Source organism: Pseudomonas sp. PICF141 (assembly GCF_002286815.1).
In the GTDB taxonomy this organism is placed as follows: domain Bacteria; phylum Pseudomonadota; class Gammaproteobacteria; order Pseudomonadales; family Pseudomonadaceae; genus Aquipseudomonas.
In genome coordinates, this window is the sequence record NZ_MUNM01000078.1 from 112938 (window position 1) to 133426 (window position 20489).

The 20489-nt window shown below is 59.2% G+C and carries 23 protein-coding genes; 11 read left to right on the plus strand and 12 right to left on the minus strand.

What is annotated here, in order from left to right:
- Positions 1–117: 117 nt before the first annotated feature.
- The 4 genes from BZL43_RS23020 to BZL43_RS23035 all read right to left on the minus strand — a co-directional run bounded on the left by BZL43_RS23020 (position 118) and on the right by BZL43_RS23035 (position 2221).
- Positions 118–795, minus strand: coding sequence for a response regulator transcription factor (locus tag BZL43_RS23020; RefSeq protein WP_095634422.1), 678 nt, complete (start codon positions 793–795; stop codon positions 118–120).
- A 7-nt stretch (positions 796–802) separates the two neighbouring features.
- Positions 803–1213: a translation initiation factor 2 gene (locus BZL43_RS23025; RefSeq protein WP_095634423.1), complete on the minus strand. Its 411-nt coding sequence runs from the start codon at positions 1211–1213 to the stop codon at positions 803–805.
- A 110-nt stretch (positions 1214–1323) separates the two neighbouring features.
- On the minus strand, positions 1324–1623 hold the full coding sequence (locus tag BZL43_RS23030) for a YciI family protein (protein ID WP_095634424.1): 300 nt from the start codon (positions 1621–1623) through the stop codon (positions 1324–1326).
- A gap of 1 nt (position 1624) precedes the next feature.
- Positions 1625–2221 carry a septation protein A gene (locus tag BZL43_RS23035; protein ID WP_095634425.1) on the minus strand — a complete coding sequence of 199 codons (597 nt, stop codon included), beginning with the start codon at positions 2219–2221 and terminating at the stop codon, positions 1625–1627.
- Between the two features lie 87 nt (positions 2222–2308).
- On the opposite strand from BZL43_RS23035, the gene BZL43_RS23040 reads away from it, so the two are divergent.
- From BZL43_RS23040 to rluB, 5 genes are all read left to right on the plus strand, one after another.
- On the plus strand, positions 2309–3172 hold the full coding sequence (locus BZL43_RS23040) for a PHP domain-containing protein (protein ID WP_095634426.1): 864 nt from the start codon (positions 2309–2311) through the stop codon (positions 3170–3172).
- Positions 3173–3185: 13 nt separating this feature from the next.
- Positions 3186–3815, plus strand: a complete 630-nt coding sequence (locus BZL43_RS23045; RefSeq protein ID WP_095634427.1) for an L-threonylcarbamoyladenylate synthase — start codon at positions 3186–3188, stop codon at positions 3813–3815.
- Positions 3816–3875: 60 nt separating this feature from the next.
- Complete coding sequence (locus BZL43_RS23050) at positions 3876–4634, plus strand: ScpA family protein (protein WP_177409351.1); 759 nt, start codon at positions 3876–3878, stop codon at positions 4632–4634.
- An 11-nt stretch (positions 4635–4645) separates the two neighbouring features.
- Positions 4646–5626 (plus strand): SMC-Scp complex subunit ScpB, encoded by a 981-nt coding sequence (gene scpB / locus BZL43_RS23055; RefSeq protein WP_095634429.1) that lies wholly within the window; start codon positions 4646–4648, stop codon positions 5624–5626.
- A 315-nt stretch (positions 5627–5941) separates the two neighbouring features.
- Complete coding sequence (gene rluB / locus BZL43_RS23060) at positions 5942–7207, plus strand: 23S rRNA pseudouridine(2605) synthase RluB (RefSeq protein WP_095634430.1); 1266 nt, start codon at positions 5942–5944, stop codon at positions 7205–7207.
- 195 nt (positions 7208–7402) lie between these two features.
- Here the strand turns inward: rluB and BZL43_RS23065 are convergent, their stop codons facing one another.
- Positions 7403–8368 (minus strand): leucyl aminopeptidase, encoded by a 966-nt coding sequence (locus BZL43_RS23065; RefSeq protein ID WP_095634431.1) that lies wholly within the window; start codon positions 8366–8368, stop codon positions 7403–7405.
- A 67-nt stretch (positions 8369–8435) separates the two neighbouring features.
- A complete protein-coding gene (locus BZL43_RS28335) occupies positions 8436–8573 on the minus strand; it encodes a hypothetical protein (RefSeq protein WP_168185136.1) in 138 nt (45 codons plus the stop codon).
- A 946-nt stretch (positions 8574–9519) separates the two neighbouring features.
- Between BZL43_RS28335 and BZL43_RS23070 the strand changes: the two genes are divergently transcribed.
- Entirely contained in the window at positions 9520–10941 is a 1422-nt protein-coding gene (locus tag BZL43_RS23070) for an amino acid permease (protein ID WP_095634432.1), read from the plus strand.
- A 221-nt stretch (positions 10942–11162) separates the two neighbouring features.
- On the plus strand, positions 11163–11576 hold the full coding sequence (gene arfB / locus BZL43_RS23075) for an alternative ribosome rescue aminoacyl-tRNA hydrolase ArfB (RefSeq protein ID WP_008074893.1): 414 nt from the start codon (positions 11163–11165) through the stop codon (positions 11574–11576).
- Here the strand turns inward: arfB and BZL43_RS23080 are convergent.
- From BZL43_RS23080 to phhA, 6 genes are all read right to left on the minus strand, one after another.
- Positions 11573–12772 (minus strand): MFS transporter, encoded by a 1200-nt coding sequence (locus BZL43_RS23080; protein WP_095634433.1) that lies wholly within the window; start codon positions 12770–12772, stop codon positions 11573–11575. The two genes, arfB and BZL43_RS23080, sit on opposite strands and share 4 nt — an antisense overlap.
- A gap of 103 nt (positions 12773–12875) precedes the next feature.
- Positions 12876–13058, minus strand: coding sequence for a hypothetical protein (locus tag BZL43_RS23085; protein WP_095634434.1), 183 nt, complete (start codon positions 13056–13058; stop codon positions 12876–12878).
- A gap of 75 nt (positions 13059–13133) precedes the next feature.
- Positions 13134–13265, minus strand: a complete 132-nt coding sequence (locus tag BZL43_RS28660; RefSeq protein ID WP_256348506.1) for a hypothetical protein — start codon at positions 13263–13265, stop codon at positions 13134–13136.
- Positions 13266–13515: 250 nt separating this feature from the next.
- A complete protein-coding gene (locus BZL43_RS23090) occupies positions 13516–14712 on the minus strand; it encodes an amino acid aminotransferase (protein WP_095634435.1) in 1197 nt (398 codons plus the stop codon).
- Entirely contained in the window at positions 14712–15068 is a 357-nt protein-coding gene (locus BZL43_RS23095) for a 4a-hydroxytetrahydrobiopterin dehydratase (RefSeq protein WP_095634436.1), read from the minus strand. The genes BZL43_RS23090 and BZL43_RS23095 overlap by 1 nt, the downstream gene beginning before the upstream one ends.
- Before the next feature lie 105 nt (positions 15069–15173).
- The gene (gene phhA / locus BZL43_RS23100; RefSeq protein ID WP_095634437.1) at positions 15174–15959 is read right to left on the minus strand and encodes a phenylalanine 4-monooxygenase; all 786 of its coding nucleotides are present in this window, start codon (positions 15957–15959) and stop codon (positions 15174–15176) included.
- A 281-nt stretch (positions 15960–16240) separates the two neighbouring features.
- On the opposite strand from phhA, the gene BZL43_RS23105 reads away from it, so the two are divergent.
- The 4 genes from BZL43_RS23105 to flgH all read left to right on the plus strand — a co-directional run bounded on the left by BZL43_RS23105 (position 16241) and on the right by flgH (position 20474).
- Positions 16241–17800: a sigma-54-dependent phenylalanine hydroxylase transcriptional regulator PhhR gene (locus tag BZL43_RS23105; RefSeq protein WP_007902506.1), complete on the plus strand. Its 1560-nt coding sequence runs from the start codon at positions 16241–16243 to the stop codon at positions 17798–17800.
- Positions 17801–18154: 354 nt separating this feature from the next.
- Entirely contained in the window at positions 18155–18895 is a 741-nt protein-coding gene (locus tag BZL43_RS23115) for a flagellar basal body rod protein FlgF (RefSeq protein WP_008074885.1), read from the plus strand.
- Positions 18896–18940: 45 nt separating this feature from the next.
- Positions 18941–19726: a flagellar basal-body rod protein FlgG gene (flgG, locus tag BZL43_RS23120; RefSeq protein ID WP_008011001.1), complete on the plus strand. Its 786-nt coding sequence runs from the start codon at positions 18941–18943 to the stop codon at positions 19724–19726.
- Between the two features lie 52 nt (positions 19727–19778).
- On the plus strand, positions 19779–20474 hold the full coding sequence (gene flgH, locus BZL43_RS23125; RefSeq protein ID WP_095634438.1) for a flagellar basal body L-ring protein FlgH: 696 nt from the start codon (positions 19779–19781) through the stop codon (positions 20472–20474).
- The last annotated feature ends 15 nt before the right edge of the window (positions 20475–20489 follow it).

Genomic DNA, 20489 nt, shown 5'->3' on the forward strand with positions numbered 1-20489 from the left:
CAACACTTCGCCGACTTCTCTCCAACGAAACATGGCCTTTGTAGCAGCTGTCGAGCCCCAGCGAGGCTGCGCAGCCTCGCTGGGGCTCGACAGCTGCTACAAAGGTTCGCGTCAGGTTCAGAGGCTGTAGTAATAACCGCGACTGCGCAGGGCCACGATGCGCGGGCGGCCGTCGGAGTGTGGGCCGATTTTTTTGCGCAGGTTGCTCACGTGCATGTCCAGGCTGCGGTCGTACAGCGTCAGTTTGCGACCGAGGGCGATTTGTGCCAGCTCCTGTTTGTCCAGCGGCTCGCCCGGTTGCTTGAGCAGGGCTTCAAGCAGACGGCTTTCGGAGACAGTGAGGGTGAATTCCTGTTCATTGATGCTGACCACCCCACGCACCGGGCTGAAACACAAATCACCCAATTCGAGCTGGCTGGAAACTGCCGTCGGATGACTGCGGCGCAATACTGCGCGCAGGCGGGCTGTCAGTTCCCGCGGGTCGCACGGTTTGGCCAGGTAATCATCGGCACCGAGTTCCAGGCCGAGAATACGGTCCAGCGGTTCGCCACGGGCCGACAGCATCAGCACTGGCAATTCCGGATGGTCGTTGCGCAGTTGCTTGAGCAGTTCCAGGCCGCTGCCGTCAGGCAGCATCACATCCAGCACCACAGCCGCCGGGGACGTTTCAGCCAACGCGCGGCGCGCGCTCCGGCCATCATGGCAGGCGCGGACCTGAAAGCCTTCCTGGCTCAGCCAACTACTCAGGAGCTCACACAGCTCCTGATCATCATCAATTAATAACAGCTCGCTCATGACTCACTCAATTTAGCCATTGCCGACGTTTTCTACGTGCACCACTGGCGAAGATACCGCAGAGCAGCGCCAATAGCGCTACTCCGGCCCCGATCACGAACCACTGTTGCTGATCTGTCAGCAGGCGTGGCAGCGGACTGGCCTGGATTTCCTTGAGTTGCAGCTTCAGGCGCTGATTCTCTTGGCGCAACCGGCTCAACTGAGCGCTTTCGCGTTCGCCATCGGTATTTTGCAATTGTTTGCTCAGTGCTTCTCGTTGCTGCTCGCTTGCCTTCAAGCGCTGCTGCAACTCGGTGATCTGGCTGCCGGCACTCAAGGACAGCGGCGTGGAATTGCCAACATCGACGCTTTCCTCACCGTGGGCGGGCGCCATGATCGACAACGTCACCAACATCAGACACAACGGACCTTTGCGCATCGCAACTCCTGATTCCAATACGGGTATTGGGCAGGTTGTCGGCCGGTAAACGAGAATAATGAGCGATTGAACGCGCGATGAACCGACAAGGCCCATCGCGCGACAGGGTACTAAGGCAGGACTTGCTTGAAGGGCTTGACCAAAACATTGGCGTAGACGCCTGCGGCAATGTACGGATCAGCGTCGGCCCAGGCTTGGGCGGCGCTCAAGGAATCGAATTCGGCAACGATCAGGCTGCCGGTGAAACCCGCCGCGCCCGGATCATTGCTGTCGACGGCCGGGTGCGGACCGGCCAATACGATGCGACCTTCACCTTTAAGCACTTGCAGGCGCTCAAGGTGCGCAGGCCGTGCGGCCAGGCGGGCTTGCAGGGAATCGGCAACGTCTGTGGCAATGATTGCGTAAAGCATGTCAGTCCTCGGTTTTTGGTGTTGTGGTGTCGGCATCGTGCAAGTGGCGGGACAGGTAAATGCCCTGGCCGACCAGGAACAGCAACGTCATGCCCAGGCTGCCGAAGACCTTGAAGTCGACCCAGTAGCTCTGGAAGGTGAACGCAACAAACAGGTTAGCGGCGCCGCAAAACAGGAAAAAACCGATCCAGGCGATGTTCAGGCGGGTCCAGACCGGCTCTGGCAGTGTCAGCGCGTGGCCCATGATGCGTTTGATCAACAGTTGATCACCGATGAAGTGGCTACCGATGAACGTGAGGGCGAACAGCCAGTTGACCACCGGAGCTTTCCATTTCAGGAACGTCTCGCTGTGGAACGCCAGGGTCAGGCTACCGAAGACCAGGCAGGCGATGAGGGTCAGCCACTGGCTCTTCTCCAGTGTGCGCTGCTTGATGAACAGCGTGCCGTAGACCACCAGGGAGCTGATGATCAGTACGGCGGTGGCGCTGTAAATGCCACCGATAGACAGTTGAAAGCCGCCGATGTCGACGATCTGTGGATCGATTTTGAAGGCGATGAAAAACAGCAGAAGCGGGATGAAGTCGATGAATTGTTTCACAGTGGCAGCCAGAAGCAGGATGTGGCGGCATAATAACAAACATATTGACGCGCGATAGCGCCAGCTGATTTGAGGTTACACAGTCCTGTGAATGTTGATTTGCACTGCCATAGCACGGCTTCCGATGGCGCCCTCGCGCCGGCGGCACTGGTTGCGCGTGCGTTCGAGAAAGGTGTGCGAGTCCTGGCCTTGACCGATCACGATACCCTTGAAGGCCTCGACGAGGCCCGTAGCGCCGCGACGGCGCTGGGCATGCAGCTGGTCAATGGCGTTGAATTGTCCTGCACCTGGGGCGGGGCGACCATTCATGTTTTGGGCTACGGTTTCGACGTCAAAGCGCCGCCGTTGGCCGAGGCCATCGCAAAATTGCACGATGGCCGCTGGCTACGGTCCGAAGAAATAAGCCGCAAGTTGGCGCTTAAAGGCATGCCGGGGGCGCTCGAGGGCGCCCGGGCCATCCAACAGGAACTGGGCGACAGCGGTAACGCGCCGGCCCGTCCGCATTTCGCCGACTGGATGGTGCGTGAAGGTTTCGTCAAGGATCGCGCCGAAGCGTTTCGCAAATGGCTGGGCGCCGGCAAGTTGGGGGACGTCAAACAACACTGGCCAACCCTCGAAGACACCGTCGCCACCCTGCGCGCCGCGGGTGCCTGGGTCAGCCTGGCGCATCCCTGGCACTACGATTTCACTCGCAGCAAGCGTCGCCGCCTGATTGCCGACTATATTCAAGCAGGGGGCCACGCGATTGAAGTGGTCAATGGCCATCAGCCCGCCGAACAAGTGGGCAGCCTGGCCATTCTTGCCCGCGAGTTTGGTCTGCTGGTCAGCGCCGGCAGTGATTTTCATGGCCCTGGAGGCTGGTCCGAGATCGGTGAATACCGCCCGCTTCCAGAGGATCTGCCACCACTGTGGTGTCGATTCAAACATGACCCAATTATTGCCGTCGTCTGAACAGGTAGAGAATGTGAGTCAATTTTTCCAGATTCATCCGGAAAACCCGCAAGCGCGCCTGATCAAACAGGCTGTCGAGATCATCCGCAACGGCGGGGTGGTGATTTATCCCACAGACTCGTCCTACGCAATTGGTTGCCAGATCGGCGACAAAAACGCCGTGGAGCGCGTGCGCCGGCTGCGTCAGCTGGACGAGAAACACAACTTCGCGCTGATTTGCAGCGACCTGTCGCAGTTGGGGCTGTTTGCCAAGATCGATACCGGCACCTTTCGGGTGCTCAAGGCTCACTTGCCGGGTCCTTACACCTTCATTCTTAACGCCACTCGCGAAGTCCCGCGGTTGTTGCTGCATCCAAAAAAACGCACCATCGGCCTGCGTGTGCCCAGCCATCCGATAGCGCTGGCGTTGCTGGAACAACTCGGTGAGCCGCTGATGAGCGTGACCCTGATCATGCCCGGCGACACTGACCCGTTGACCGATCCTTATGAGATGCGTCAGCTGCTTGAGCATCAAGTGGACCTGATCATCGACGGCGGTTACGGCGGGATCAAGGCATCCACCGTGATCAGCCTCGCCGACGGCGAACCGGAAGTTCTGCGTGTCGGTTGCGGCGACCCTGCGCCTTTCATGGCCGAGGCCTAGATGTCTGCAGTAGAACCCGTCGACAGCCAGGCCGGTGCCCAGCAAGAACTGCCTTTCGCCATGGTCTATGGCCAGGCAGTCATGGAAATGCCCCTGGACCTGTACATCCCGCCGGATGCGCTCGAGGTCTTTCTTGAGGCCTTCGAAGGCCCGCTCGACTTGCTGCTGTACCTGATCCGCAAACAGAACATCAACATCCTCGACATTCCGGTGGCGGAAATCACCCGTCAGTACATGGGCTATGTCGAGTTGATGCAGTCGGTGCGCCTGGAGCTGGCCGCCGAGTATCTGGTGATGGCCGCGATGCTGGCCGAGATCAAGTCGCGGATGTTGTTGCCCCGTGCCGAAACGATTGAGGACGAAGAGGACGATCCTCGCGCCGAGCTGATTCGCCGCTTGCAGGAGTACGAGCGGTTCAAGGCTGCCGCCGAAGGCATCGATGGTCTGAGCCGCGTCGGTCGTGACGTGGTGGTGCCCAAGCTCGAGGCCCCGCAAGCCCGGGCGCGCAAACTGTTGCCAGATGTGAGCCTGGAAGAGTTGCTGATGTCCATGGCCGAGGTGCTGCGCCGTGGCGACATGTTCGAAAGCCACCAGGTCAGCCGTGAAGCGCTGTCCACCCGCGAGCGAATGAGCGATGTACTGGAACGGCTCAAGGGCGGTGGTTTTGTGCCATTTGTCGAGCTGTTCACCGCTGAAGAAGGGCGCCTGGGCGTGGTGGTGACCTTTATGGCAATCCTCGAACTGGTCAAGGAATCCTTGGTCGAGCTGGTGCAGAATGAGCCGTTCGCGGCGATCCATGTCCGGGCCCGAGCCGAATAACGAGTTGAATCATGAACCTGACTGAACCCCGCGAGCTGGCGCCACTGCTTGAAGCCTTTCTGTTGGCCTCGGGAAAACCGCAATCGCTTGAACGCCTGTTTGAATTGTTCGAAGAAGGCGAGCGGCCCGAGCCACCTGTTTTCAAGAAAGCGCTGACGATTCTGGCAAAGTCCTGCGACGGCCGTGCTTTCGAGTTGAAGGAAGTCGCTTCCGGGTATCGCCTGCAAATCCGCGAAAAGTTCGCGCCGTGGGTCGGACGTTTGTGGGAAGAACGGCCGCAACGCTATTCCCGCGCCATGCTCGAAACCATGGCCCTGATCGCCTATCGCCAACCGATCACCCGGGGCGAGATCGAAGACGTGCGCGGCGTGGCCGTCAACAGCCACATTGTGAAAACCCTGCTGGAGCGTGAGTGGATCCGCATCGTCGGTTACCGCGATGTGCCCGGCAAACCGGCGATGTTCGCCACCACCAAGGCGTTTCTCGATCACTTCAACTTGAAAAACCTCGACGACTTGCCGCCGCTGGCTGAACTGCGTGAGCTGGAACCGGATCCTGTGCTCGATTTCGACGACGCTGCGGTGCCGCAAGGCTTGCAGGACCTGGCCGACGCCAGTGCCGAGCCGGAAGAACCAAAGGAAGAAACCAGTTTCCACACACTGTTGCTGGAACTGGACACCATGGAAGAGGGGCTCAAGACCGACTTCGACGATTTGTTGCGAGATGGGGCGGTGAACGAGAGCGAAGGGGAGTTGGCTCAACCCGAGTCTGAAACCGAAGTTGAACCTCGGATTGAGGCTGAAGTCGAACCCGAACCCGAACCCGAACAGGAAGATGACATTCTTGGTGTCGCCGAAGCCCGTGAAAAACTCCTGGCCGCCGTCGCCGCGCTCGAACAGTCGAAACCTGAGCCCGAATTGACCGACGAAGAAGCCGAAGCCAAGGCTTTGGCAGAAGCAATTGAGGCCGAACGTCGCCAGTTCGAAGATTGATCAAATCCTGTGGACAATGGAAATCCCTGTGGGAGCGGGCTTGCCCACGAAGAGGGAGTGTCAGTCAAATCATTGCTGTCTGACCCACCGCAATCGCGGGCAAGCCCGCTCCCACAGTGTTTTGTGTCGGCAATCAAAGACCCCGGCACCACCGTTCGGCGCAAAAGCAAATAACCGACTGTCGATCAGCTAGTCTCTGATGCGCGAACGTCTCCATGAGCGTATGATTCGCGACCCTTTGGCGATCTTCGTCAAACGACCAGCTTTCACATCTTCAGGCAAAAGCCTGAACAGACCACACCGGGAGGTGCCCAGATGAGTATCAACGACCAGAAAGACGACCAGGAAATCGGCCCTGCAGGCGAAAAGCTGCAGAAAGTCCTCGCCCGTATCGGCGTCGGTTCGCGCCGTGACGTAGAAGCCTGGATCAGCCACGGCCGCATCAAGGTCAATGGCAAAGACGCCACCCTCGGCCAGCGCGTCGACCTGCATGACGCCATTACCATCGATGGCCGGGTGATCAAGCGCGAAGAAGCCGCCGAGTCGGTACGCCGCGTGATCATGTACAACAAGCCCGACGGTGAAATCTGCACCCGTAACGACCCTGAAGGTCGTCCGACCGTGTTCGACAAGATGCCGCGCCCCAAAGAAGGTCGCTGGATCAACATCGGTCGTCTGGACATCAACACCACCGGTTTGCTGATGTTCACCACCGACGGCGAATTGGCTAACCGCCTGATGCACCCCTCCTACGAAATGGACCGTGAATACGCGGTACGTGTACGTGGCGAAGTCGACGACGAGATGATTGAACGCCTGAAGGCAGGCGTGGTGCTCGAAGACGGCCCGGCCAAGTTCACCGACATCAAACAGGCTCCGGGTGGCGAAGGTTTCAACCACTGGTATCACTGCGTGGTGATGGAAGGTCGCAACCGCGAAGTCCGTCGTCTGTGGGAATCCCAGGGCCTGGTGGTCAGCCGCCTGAAGCGCGTGCGTTTCGGTCCGGTGTTCCTCAACTCCGACCTGCCGATGGGCCGCTGGCGCGAAATGAGCCAGTACGAAGTCGACATTCTCAGTGCTGAAGTCGGTCTGACCCCGGTGGCAATGCCGCAAATGAACGCCAAGAGCAAAGACAAGCTTGAGCGTATGCAGCGCAAATCGTCCCGTCCGGTGGGCAAGACCGAACGGGTGCGTACCCTGCGTCCAGCCGCGGGTTCGGCCGCTGTCAGCCCGCGCGAATCCCGCGAGCCACAGATCGAGGGCGAGCGCCCGGCCCGCAAGCCTGCGCCACGTCAGGATGGCGAGCGCGGTCCACGCACGCCGCGCCCGGCCAACGGTCGCACTGAGCGTGGCGAAGGCCGTGGCGCTCCGGCTGGTGGTCGTAGCGATCGCGGTGCGCCTGCCGGTCGTGGCACGCCTGTGGCAGACCGCCCGGCCGATACCAAGCGCCCGGCCAAGCCGGCGCCGAAGAAACGCCCAGGCATCGTACTGGTCGACCGTGACGCGCCATCAGGCAAACGCCGCGGCGCACCCGCCGGTTCCGGCCAGCGCCCGGGCTTCGGTCGTCGCAAACCTGAATAATCGGTAAGCGCCGCATGAAAAACGCCATCCTTCGGGGTGGCGTTTTTTTTGAGGTCTGGTTTTAGGGATGTGGTGTTTTTTGATCGTTCCCACGCTCTGCGTGGGAATGCAGCCTGTGACGCTCCGCGTCACCTCTCGAAAGCGGACGCGGAGCGTCCATTGAGGCATTCCCACGCGGAGCGTGGGAACGATCAGCTAGAACACAAACCGCCGATCAAACACCGGGTCATCATCCAGTGCCAACATGCCACTGGAGAAGATCAGGTCCAGATGATGGCTACCCTTGGCGCCTCCACCCAACCCCAGGTGCAAGCCGCAATGGCGCTCCTCGAACCCGGCATTGCGCGCATACAAATCTTTCACGCCTTCATTGGTGCCGATCCCCAATTCCTCGATTCGCCGATTGGACGGATTGGCGTCCAGGTACTTGTTGAAGTCATGTTCCAGCCCCGGTACATCGGTGGCGATTTTGCTGATGGTCGAGTTTTCGATCCACAACTCCAGCGGTGACGCCAATACGCCGTACTTGCGGGCAAATGGAATCGTACCGAGGAAAGTCCCCATGAATTTCACCCGCCCGTTAATGGCTTCGCTATGGGTAGCGATCTCGCCAGGCGCCAGGTCGAAATTGCCGATCCCGTTGATGTCGGTCCACTTCTTGATACTGCTCAAGGGTGTTTCGAACCACGACCCGTGCTCATCTTTGAAATTCAGGGTAGTGGCGTGGGACATGCGCTGGATCAAATGGCTATTCAACCCGGCAATTCGCTGCGGGGTGACACTGAACGTGTCGTAGAAGTAATCGCCGTAATCCTTGAACAACAATGACTTCTTCCAGTTCTGCGCCATCACGCCTTGCAGCGCACGGACAAACTCCGGTCCATCGGGACGCGGGTTGGGCAGGGTGGAAGAATCGTAGAAGAAAATGTACAGATCGCTGTCGGTAATCGCCTGTGTCAGCCATTCGGTGGGTTCGAGGTCCAGACGCATCGCGCTGAAGCTGAACCGTGGGCTGTTACCGGCCTGTTCGACGATGGCGCGGGTATATGTCTCGTAATCAGCGGTATGGCCAAGCAAGACCTTCGCCGGGTTGATACCGGCAACGGCAGGGTGATGTTCGAGGTAGTAAAGGAAATGCGAGACGGCGCGTTGCTTATCCATGGAGTCCTCCCTGACGAACCGAATAAGTGGCAGGCACGACCGGCCGGATCGTGCCTGCCTGGATGTCTTACAGAGGCCACATCGCCGTGCCAAACGGAACAACCGCATCGGCTTGCATCATCTCGACGGCGGCATCATGGGTCGGTGCTGCAAACCAATCGTCCAGTTGCAGTTCAGTGTCCAGGTCTTTGTCCAATGCTTGCATGGTGAGTCTCCTAGATGATTCCTTCGGTAAGAACAGCTTCGCTGAGAACAGCGGCGTGCTTTTCACTCATTGAAGAGCGCGTTAACGTGCCGATCGATGCCGCTCGGCAAGTCGCTGAAAACCTAGTTCACAGGATTTTGAAATGCAAAAAAATAATTAAACAATTTCAATTTGAACTATTTATTCCATTTTTCAAAAGCCGATATTTTTAATGGAAAACAGAAAACTAGGCAGGACATTTCCTTAGGAAGCTTCCTATCGTCAATTTACAGTCACCGGGCTTCTGAATCTGATTTGGAAAATTTACGTTACGCCTTGTCAATAAAATCTTACAAAAAGCGCAGTTGAATCCCGTGGAATGCCACGAGAAAAAGTTCTGTAAGGAAAACCTGCCGCCAGCCGCCGAGTTGGTGGCCTTCCACGGCTCTGGCACGCTTGTTTCGGCAGCGTATCAAGGGTGAGATGCGCCCCATGCCTGTCGTGCAGGACATAACAAGAAGGAGGCGCAATGTACGCCGTGACTCATCTCCATCTCCCCCAAAAGGGCGCTTTTCCCGCTGCCCTTATCGACGACCTGCAAAGGTCTGACTCCATTTTTGCAGTCGCCCGAGACTCTCGAGGCGGACACAGGCAATCCCGGCAACCGACACGCTGATCCAGTGGTGTCTGGCAGCAGGGGGTTACAGGTGTACAATGCGCCGCGTTTTAACTGTGACCCTCTGCGCAACAGCGCAAACCTCAAGGCTAATCGCTTTGTTCACTCCGCCGCGTCACGAGCGTGTCGGGTTCGATTTCGTCACAGATAAAAACAAACAGGTGACGCATGACTGTCGTAAAAACGCTGAACTCCTGGTGCCTGCGCTGGGGTTTGATCGGCGCTGCTTGAAATCGCAACTGAGCAGCAACGTCTACTGAACATCATCAAACCTTGCGTGAGACCCTTTTCATGAGTGGACAAAACTCGCATTCAGGCGAGCTGAAACGCGGCCTGAAAAATCGCCATATTCAACTGATCGCCCTCGGTGGCGCGATCGGTACCGGGTTGTTTCTCGGCTCGGCCGGCGTGCTCAAATCCGCCGGCCCGTCGATGATCCTGGGCTACGCCATCTGCGGCTTCATCGCTTTCATGATCATGCGCCAACTGGGTGAAATGATCGTCGAAGAGCCAGTCGCCGGTTCCTTCAGCCACTTCGCCCACAAATACTGGGGCGGTTTTGCCGGCTTCCTGTCGGGCTGGAACTGCTGGATCCTGTACATCCTGGTGGGCATGTCCGAGCTGACCGCGGTCGGCAAATACATCCATTACTGGGCGCCGGACATCCCGACCTGGGTCTCGGCAGCCGGTTTCTTCGTATTGATCAACCTGATCAACCTGGCCAACGTCAAAGTCTTTGGCGAGGCCGAGTTCTGGTTTGCGATCATCAAGGTCGTGGCCATCGTCGGCATGATTGCGCTCGGCAGCTACCTGCTGGTCAGCGGCGACGGCGGCCCCCAAGCCTCTGTCACCAACCTGTGGGAACACGGCGGCTTCTTCCCGAACGGCGTCGGCGGACTGGTGATGGCCATGGCCATCATCATGTTCTCCTTCGGTGGCCTGGAAATGCTCGGTTTCACCGCTGCCGAAGCCGACAAACCGAAAACCGTGATCCCGAAGGCGATCAACCAGGTGATCTACCGGATCTTGATTTTCTACATCGGCGCATTGGTGGTTCTGTTGTCGCTGACCCCTTGGGACAGCCTGCTGACGACGCTGAACGCGTCCGGCGATGCCTACAGCGGCAGCCCGTTCGTGCAAGTGTTCTCGATGCTGGGCAGTGATACCGCCGCGCACATTCTCAACTTCGTGGTCCTGACCGCGGCGCTGTCGGTATACAACAGTGGCACCTACTGCAACAGCCGTATGCTGCTGGGCATGGCGGAACAGGGCGATGCGCCGAAGGCCCTGTCGAAGATCGACAAGCGTGGCGTACCGGTGCGTTCGATTCTGGCTTCGGCCGCCGTGACCCTGGTCGCGGTGCTGCTGAACTACCTGGTTCCGCAACATGCGCTGGAACTGTTGATGTCGTTGGTGGTGGCCACCCTGGTGATCAACTGGGCGATGATCAGCTTCTCGCACTTCAAGTTCCGTCAGCATATGAACAAGACCAAACAGACGCCGTTGTTCAAGGCCCTGTGGTACCCGTACGGCAACTATGTTTGCCTGGCGTTCGTGGTGTTCATCCTTGGCGTGATGCTGCTGATCCCGGGCATCCAGATCTCGGTGTATGCGATTCCTGTGTGGGTCGTCTTCATGTGGATCTGCTACGGCATCAAGAACAAGCGCAGTGCGCAGCAGGCGTTGCTGGCCGCGGGTTCCACCGCGAAGTAAGTGCAAAGCGCAGAAACAACAAACCCGGCCATGTGCCGGGTTTTTCATTTGTGGGTCCATACAAAAACCTGTGGGAGCGTGGCTTGCCCGCGATTCAGGCGCCGCGGTTCATCAGGCAAACCGCGTTATCGTTCATCGCGGGCAAGCCACGCTCCCACAGGGGCCGCATTCCTTCTGTCTATTCGCGGTATCCTGCTTGTTCTGAATACGGACCTTTTTCCATGCTGGTGATTTCCAACAACGTGCATCTGCCGGATGCCGAGATCGAGTTGACGGCCATTCGCGCCCAGGGCGCCGGTGGGCAGAACGTCAATAAGGTTTCCAGCGCCGTGCACCTGCGCTTCGACATTCCGGCCTCATCCTTGCCCGAGTTCTACAAGGAGCGGCTGCTGGCGCTGCGTGACAGTCGCATCACCAGCGACGGCGTGTTGATCATCAAGGCCCAGCAATATCGTACGCAGGAGCAGAACCGTGCCGATGCGCTGGAGCGCCTGACCGAGTTGATCCTCAGCGCCACCAAGGTCGAGAAGAAGCGCCGTCCGACCAAACCGACACTCGGTTCGAAAAAGCGTCGGCTCGAATCAAAGACCAAGCGCGGCAGCATCAAGGCTGGGCGCGGAAAGGTCGACTTTTAACGCGCTTCTCTTTCTTCACGATACTTTGGCGCCTGCCGGTACAAGTAAACGCTTAGTATCAATCCGCTCAAAGCGGCGAGGGCGGCAAACAGAAAGATCGAGGCAAAACCAAACCCCGCAGCTATCGCGCCGGCCAGCGGCCCGGTGATCCCCAGCGACAAATCGATGAACAACGAATACGCCCCGACTGCCGCGCCACGGCTGGAGGCGGGTACCAGGTTAACCGCTTCCACGCCCAAGGCCGGGAACACCAGCGAAAAACCGAAACCGCTCAGCGCCGCGCCGGCCAGTGCCCAATGGGCATCGGGTGCCAGCCACAGCAGCAACAGCCCGAGGGTTTCCACCGAGAGGCAGGCAATCGCCACGCGAAAGCCGCCGAGGCGATTGATCAGGTTGCCGAACAACAATCGCGCACCGATAAAACTGGCGCCAAACAGGCTCAGGCACAGTACCGCGTTGGACCACTGCTGAGTGGCGTAATACAGGGTGATGAATGTGGCGATGGTGCCAAAGCCGATGGAACCCAAGGCCAGGCCACAGCCGTGAGGAAACACCCGCCCCAGCACGTGCATGAACGGCAGGCGTTCGCCGGCTACGATCGGTGCAGCGGTTTTTGGCCAGGCCAGCGCCAGGCCCAGAATGGCCAACAGCACGATGCTAACGCCCATGCTCCACAACCCCAGCTGATTCACCAGCAGCACCCCCAGCGGTGCGCCGACCGCCAGCGCGCCGTAACTGGCGATGCCGTTCCAGGAGATGACCTTGGCGGTGTTCGCTGCGCCGACCCGGCCGATGCCCCAGCCGATCGAACCGGAACCGACCAGGCTTTCTGCGCTGCCGAGCACCAGCCGGCCGATCAACAGGCTGATCAGGCTTAACATCGGCAGGCTTTGTGTCCAGGCCGAAATCAACATGAATACTCCGCTCAAACCGCAGCCGGCGAGGCCATACATCACCGCCAGTTTACTGCCCTTGTTATCGATGATGCGCCCGGCGTAAGGACGGCTGAGCAGGGTGGCCAGGTATTGCACGCTGATCACCAGCCCGGCGATCACGGCGCCGAAGCCTAAGTCGCTGTGGACATAGCCGGGCAACACGGCCAAGGGAATGCCGATATTCAGGTAACCGATGAAGGTGAACAGGACGATGGAAACGACTTGCAGCGTGACCGCCATGGGGCGCTGGGTTTCTGGCATGGGTAAAGGTCCACGGGGCAGCAGGATAGATAGGCTGCTTATGATAGCGGCGTGGACGGTCGCGGGGCGTGAAAAAGTAAAACTATTTGGCGGGCTGGGATAATCAGGATTTTGCGGGGGCTACCAGGTGCGTAGTGACCAGGGCGGCCAAGGCGTTTTCTTCACTGCCGAAGCGGGCCAGCAGCGCGGCTTGTTTCTCGGGGGAAAGGCGGTTCCAGATCTCGATCATCTTCTCGGCGGTGCCGATCAGGACGCTGGCCTGGGCTTCAGTGAAATCATCGCTCATGGTGCGGGCTCGCGGTTCAGGCAGTGTGGAAAGCGCATGTTAGCGCTTTCCACACGGTCTGGCATTGCAGGTGTATCAGTCTTCGCTGTCGGCCTGGCGGCGTTCAGGTGCTTCTTTCATTTCGGGCTGTTGGGCACCGGCTTGTTGCGTGGTTGTCTGCTCAGTTTCGTGCAGGCTTGGGAAGGGGAGATTAGGGATCTCGTGCATGTTCGCGCTCCTCGCTAAGTCTGTTGATAGATCTGGTAGATCCGCGCTTTTAAAAAAGCCTGCGCAGGATACAGCAGGAGAAATGACAAATAGACTTTTATATCCATTTGTTGCGACGGATGGGATTGTCTAGACAGGTCTGTGTAGGCGCTAGCGCAGCCTGGAGATCAAAATCAAAAGATCGCAGCCTCCGGCAGCTCCTACACTGGATTGGCGTACATCCTGTAGGAGCTGCCGAAGGCTGCGATCTTTAAGGGCGGCAAACCTCAGCGATGGCTTCGGCCAGCAGATCCAGACGCGTCGCATCGATCCCCGCGACGTTCGCCCGACCTGAGCTGACCATATAAACGCTGTGGCGTTCGCGCAGTTGCTTGACCTGTTCCGGCGACAAACCGGTGTAGGAAAACATCCCGCGTTGCACGCCGATGTGCGCAAATCGCTCGCGCAAGCCATAAGGTTCAAGCGCTTCGACCAGGCCGCTGCGCAACTGGGCGATACGCAAACGCATGGCTTCCACTTCGTCAGCCCAACGGCTTTTCAGCTCTGGATCGCCGAGAATGGTCGCGACCACGGCAGCGCCATGATCCGGTGGCGTCGACCACAGGTTACGGGCGATGTTGGCCAGTTGGCTGCGGATATCCACCAGCTTGTCGGCGGTTTTCGCGCAGACAATCAATGCGCCGGTGCGGTCGCGGTACAGGCCGAAGTTCTTCGAGCAAGAACTGGTGATCAGCACTTCCGGTAACTCGGCGGCGAACAGCCGGGTCGACCAGGCATCCTGCTCCAGGCCGTCACCGAAACCCTGATAGGCGAAGTCGATCAGTGGCAGCAAATCGCGACTGCGCACCAGGTCCAGCACTCGACGCCAATCGTCATGGGACAGATCGAAACCGGTCGGGTTGTGGCAGCAGGCATGCAGCAGAACGACGTCGCCCTTGGGGGCTTCATTGAGCACCGCCAGCATTGCTTCCACATCGAGACGGTTGTCGCTGCCCACGTAAGGGTAATGACTGACCTTGACCCCGGCTGCCGCGAAAATGGTTTCGTGGATCGGCCAGGTCGGGTTGCTCAACCAAACGCCACGGCCCGGCAGGCATTGGGCAATGAAGTCGGCGCTCAAACGCAACGCGCCAGTGCCACCCGGCGTCTGAGTGGCGCCGGCCCGTTGTTCGGCGATCAGCGCCGAATCGGAGCCAAGCACCAACTCGTTGATCACTTTGCCGAACGCTACATTGCCGTGGCCGCCGATGTAGGTTTTGGTGGATTGACGATCCACCAGCTGCTGCTCGGCGAGCTTCACCGCTTCGGGGATGGGCGTCTGGCCCTGGGCGTCTTTGTAAACGCCCACGCCAAGGTCGAACTTGCGCGGATCAGGGTCCAGCGCATAGGCCTCCATCAGGCCGAGAATCGGGTCGCCGGGCACTCGACCGATGGCGTCGAAATGCATTATTTGCGGCCCTCGGCGCTCTTCGCCACTTCGTCAGTGCGCGCGGCCATGATGAAGTCGTTGCGGTGCAGGCCTTTGATGGAGTGGCTCCACCAGGTCACAGTGACTTTGCCCCACTCGGTCAGCAGGCCCGGATGGTGACCTTCGGCCTCGGAGATTTCACCGACGGCGTTAGTGAACGCCAGTGCGTGTTTGAAGTTCTTGAACAGGAAAACTTTTTCCAGCTGCATCACCCCGTCGCGCACTTCGATGTTCCAGTCAGGGATCTGCTTGATCAGGATCGGCAATTCTTCGTCGCTGACCTGTGGGGCGTCGGCGCGGCAGGCTTCGCAATGGGCTTGGTTCAATGTGGACATGATGTGTTCCTGAAATCGAGTGTTTTGAAAAACGGTCGTCAGTGGGATCACGCTAAAGCAAAGCGGCGATCCGTAACAGACTCACTTGATGCCAAAAGGCGCGGGTCACGCGGCTTTTGGCGGAAATTTCGGCGCGTGCAACCCCAGCTGCATACCTTGCTTGACCATGCCCATGATGTCTTCGTGGGCCAGGTCGAACAGGCGCTTGAGGTTCGGCAGGACAAAGTACAGCGGTTGCAAGATGTCGATGCGGTACGGCGTGCGCATGCATTCCAGCGGGTCGAAGGCTTGGTGCTCAGGCTCGTTCGACAAGCAGTAAACGGTTTCTTTGGGCGAGGACAGAATGCCGCCACCGTAGATGCGCAGGCCCTGTGGCGTATCGACCAGGCCGAACTCGATGGTCATCCAGTACAGGCGCGCCAGGTACACCCGTTCTTCCTTGGAAGCCTTTAGGCCAAGTTTGCCGTAGGTGTGGGTGAATTCGGCGAACCAGGGGTTGGTCAGCAGCGGACAGTGGCCAAAAATCTCGTGGAAAATATCCGGCTCTTGCAGGTAATCCAGCTCTTCGCGGGTACGAATGAACGTCGCCACCGGGAACTGCTTGTTCGCCAGCAATTCGAAAAAGGTCTGGAAGGGAATCAGTGCGGGAACTCGGGCAACCTGCCAGCCGGTGGTTTCACCCAGGACCTTGTTGATTTCACCGAGTTGCGGAATGCGGTCGTGGGGCAGACCGAGTTTTTCGATACCGTCCAGGTATTCCTGGCACGCACGGCCCTCGACCACTTTCAGTTGGCGAGTGATCAGCGTGTTCCACACCGCGTGTTCTTCGGCGGGGTAGTCGATAAAACCTTGCGCATCGGGCTCACGAGCCACGTATTGCGTCTGCTTCATGCTGCTCTCCTGCTAGGGGATTCGTTCTTGTTGTGTGTACAGCTATGGACCTAGAAATACCCCAAGGCGTGCGGTGTTACAGCAGGGGGTTCGCGGTAAAAGCAGGAAAAGCCCGTGTTTTTTGTAAAATATTCGTTACGGTTTGATTGGTGTGGCGTAAGTATTGATATTTTCGGGTTTGAAATGGCCCACGGGTGTCACATAATCTTGACGACTAACTGGGTGCCCGCGCAAAAATTTTCTTGCGCCGGGCCTCATTCATCGCTGTTACGGGCCTTTCTATGCGTATCAAAGTTCACTGCCAGAACCGCATCGGTATTCTGCGCGACATTCTCAACCTGCTGGTCGAGTACGGGATCAACGTCGCTCGCGGCGAAGTGGGCGGTGAGCACGGCAATGCGATCTACTTGCACTGCCCGAACCTGATCAATATTCAGTTCCAGGCGTTGCGTCCGAAGTTCGAGGCGATTGGCGGGGTATTCGGCGTCAAACGCGTCGGGCTGATGCCCAGCGAGCGTCGGCACATGGAACTCAATGCCTTGCTCGGCGCCCTGGAGTTTCCGGTGCTGTCGATCGACATGGGCGGCTCCATCGTCGCGGCCAACCGTGCGGCGGCGCAATTGCTCGGGGTGCGGGTGGACGAGGTGCCAGGTATTCCGCTGTCACGGTACGCCGAGGATTTCGATTTGCCGGAACTGGTGCGCGCCAACAAGTCACGGATCAACGGCTTGCGGGTCAAGGTCAAGGGTGACGTGTTTCTCGCCGATATCGCCCCGCTGCAATCGGAGCATGACGAAAGCGAGGCCATGGCCGGGGCGGTGTTGACGCTGCACCGGGCGGACCGGGTGGGCGAGCGCATTTATAACGTGCGCAAGCAGGAACTGCGCGGCTTCGATAGCATTTTCCAGAGCTCGAAAGTGATGGCAGCAGTGGTGCGCGAAGCGCGGCGCATGGCCCCGCTGGATGCGCCGCTATTGATAGAAGGCGAAACCGGCACCGGCAAAGAGTTGTTGGCGCGGGCCTGTCACCTGGCAAGCCCCCGTGGGCAGTCACCGTTGATGGCGCTCAACTGCGCCGGTTTGCCGGAGTCCATGGCCGAAACCGAATTGTTCGGCTACGGTCCCGGTGCCTTCGAAGGCGCGCGGGCCGAAGGCAAGCTTGGGCTGTTGGAACTGACGGCGGGCGGTACGTTATTCCTCGACGGCGTCGGCGAAATGAGCCCGCGCTTGCAGGTGAAATTGCTGCGCTTCCTGCAGGACGGTTGCTTCCGTCGTGTCGGCAGCGATGAAGAGGTTTATCTGGATGTGCGGGTGATCTGCGCAACGCAAGTGGATTTGTCCGAGCTGTGTGCGCGCGGTGAGTTTCGCCAGGATTTGTACCACCGCTTGAACGTGCTCTCGCTGCACATCCCGCCGCTGCGCGAATGCCTCGATGGGCTGGCACCGCTGGTGGAGCACTTCCTCGATCAGGCCAGCCGGCAGATCGGTTGCCCGTTGCCGAAACTGGCGCCAGCGGCGATGGAACGGCTCAGTCACTATCACTGGCCGGGCAATGTACGGCAGTTGGAAAACGTACTGTTCCAGGCGGTTTCCCTGTGCGACGGCGGGACGGTCAAGGCGGAACATATTCGTCTGCCGGATTACGGCGTGCGTCAGCCCCTGGGCGATTTCTCGCTGGAGGGCGGCCTGGACGAGATTGTCGGGCGCTTTGAAAAAGCGGTGCTGGAGCGTTTGTATTCCGAGCATCCGAGCAGTCGGCAACTGGGCAAGCGGTTGGGGGTTTCGCATACCACCATTGCCAACAAGTTGCGTGAGTATGAGGTCGGTAAAGACAATACCTGATGTGGCGAGGGAGCTTTTGTGGCGAGGGGGCTTGCCCCCGTTGGGCTGCAAAGCAGCCCCCTTGCAATCTTTCAGATCCGTCGAGTTGTCCGTATTTACGACTGCTGCGCAGCCGAACGGGGGCAAGCCCCCTCGCCACAGGAATCTGTGTTGGCTGCAAAGGTCGATGCTTGCCGCAAGCGGCATAACACCGCCGGTTTTTCGTCTTCGAAACATTCCCTCAATCCCCTCTGAATCCCTCAAGTCCTTTGTTTGCCGGGCGCAGCGCCGCCAGAAAAAAGTTGGTCTGCTAATTGCTTATGGCTCAGCAGTACAGCGGTGGGCGGCAAACGTCCGGCATGCAGAGGAAAGAGTGTGGACAAGTACCTTTATGTGGCAATGACCGGCGCCAGCCAGAATGCACTGGCGCAGAAGGCTCATGCCAACAACCTGGCGAACATCTCTACCAACGGTTTTCAGAAGGACCTGGAACAGGCCCGTTCGATGCCGGTGTTTGGTGACAGCTTTCCGGCGCGTGCGTTTGCCATGAGCGAACGTCCAGCCACCGACTTCTCTCCTGGCTCGCTGGTGGAAACCGGTCGCGACCTCGACGTCGCGGTGCAGGGCAACGGCTGGATCGCCGTGCAGAACCCCGATGGCGGCGAAAGCTACGTGCGCACCGGCAGCTTGAACGTTGACGCCCTGGGCGTGCTGCGTGCCGGCAACGGTATGCCGGTGGTAGGCAATGGCGGACCGATTGCGGTGCCGCCCGAGCAGCAAATCGAAGTCGGCGAAGACGGCACCATCAGCATCCGGGCGATGGGTGAAGGCCCACGCGTAATGGCTGAAGTCGACCGGATCAAACTGGTCAACCCGGACTTCAAGAACATGACCAAAGGCCTGGACGGTTCGATCCACACCAAGGACGGCAAGCCGGCGCAGGCCGATGCCAATGTCAAACTGGTGTCCGGTTTCCTTGAGTCGAGCAACGTCAATGCCGTGGAAGAAATGACCTCGGTGCTGGCGCTGGCCAAGCAGTTCGAGCTGCACATCAAGATGATGAACACCGCCAAAGACGACGACCAGGCCATGGCTCGGGTCTTGCAGATCAGCTAATTATCAGAACGTCGCGCCGTAAAACAGGCGCACGAGGAGAATCGAATGCTTCCGGCTCTATGGGTTGCCAAAACAGGTCTGTCCGCCCAGGACACCAACCTCACCACCATTTCCAACAACCTGGCGAACGTATCGACCACGGGTTTCAAACGTGACCGCGCCGAGTTCCAGGACTTGCTGTATCAAATCAAACGCCAGCCAGGCGCCCAGTCGACCCAGGACAGCGAATTGCCGTCGGGTCTGCAAGTGGGTACCGGTGTGCGCATTGTCGGCACCCAGAAGAACTTCACCGCCGGCAGCCTGCAAACCACCGAGCAACCGTTGGACATGGCCATCGACGGTCGCGGTTTCTTCCAGATCCTGCAGCCGGACGGCACCACGTCCTACACCCGTGACGGTACATTCCACCTCGATTCCAACGGCCAGATCGTCAACGCCAGCGGTTTCGCCCTGGAGCCGGCCATTGTCATTCCCAACGATGCCCAGACCTTCACCGTCGGCCGTGACGGCACCGTGTCCATCACCGTTGCCGGCAACCCGGCCTCCCAGGTGATCGGCAACCTGCAAACCGCCGACTTCATCAACCCGGCTGGTCTGCAAGCGGTGGGTAACAACCTGTTCCTGGAAACCGCTGCCAGTGGCGCGCCGCAAGTCGGCACCCCGGGCCTTGCCGGTTTCGGCACCACGCTGCAGAACACCCTGGAAACGTCCAACGTCAGCACCGTTGAAGAGATGGTCAACATGATCACCACTCAGCGCGCCTACGAGATGAACTCCAAGGTGATCTCCACCGCCGACCAGATGCTCTCGTTCGTAACGCAGAATCTGTAATCAAGTCTATGAGGCGGCCATGAGGTCGCCTGCAACACCGTGAGGTAGGGTCATGAATCGCTTTGTATCTGTTCTGGCACTGAGTGGGGTCGTCGCGCTTGCGGGCTGCGTTGCCCCGCCGCCCAAGCCCAATGACCCTTACTACGCCCCGGTGTTGCCGCGCACGCCGCTGCCGGCTGCCGCCAATAACGGCTCGATCTACCAGGCCGGTTTCGAACAGAACCTGTACAGCGACCGCAAGGCGTTCCGGGTCGGTGACATCATCACCATCACCCTGAATGAGCGTACCCAGGCGAGCAAGAACGCCAACTCGCAGATCGACAAGAACAGCAAGACCGACATCGGCCTGAGCTCGTTTTTCGGGGGCGGCCTGAGCACCAGTGATCCAGTGGGCAGCGGTAGCCTGAGCCTGGACGTCGGTTATGAAGGTGACCGCGCCACCAAGGGCGACAGCAAGTCCGGCCAGAGCAACAGCCTGACCGGTTCGATCACCGTGACTGTCGCCGACGTGTTGCCCAACGGCATCATCGCCGTGCGCGGCGAGAAGTGGCTGACCCTCAACACCGGTGATGAGCTGGTGCGGATCGCCGGCCTCGTTCGCGCCGATGACATCGCCACCGACAACACCGTGTCGTCGACCCGCGTCGCCGATGCGCGCATCACCTATTCGGGCACCGGTGCGTTTGCCGATGCGAGTCAGCCAGGCTGGTTCGACCGTTTCTTCCTCAGCCCGCTGTTCCCTTTCTAGGTGGCTTCTCTGGTG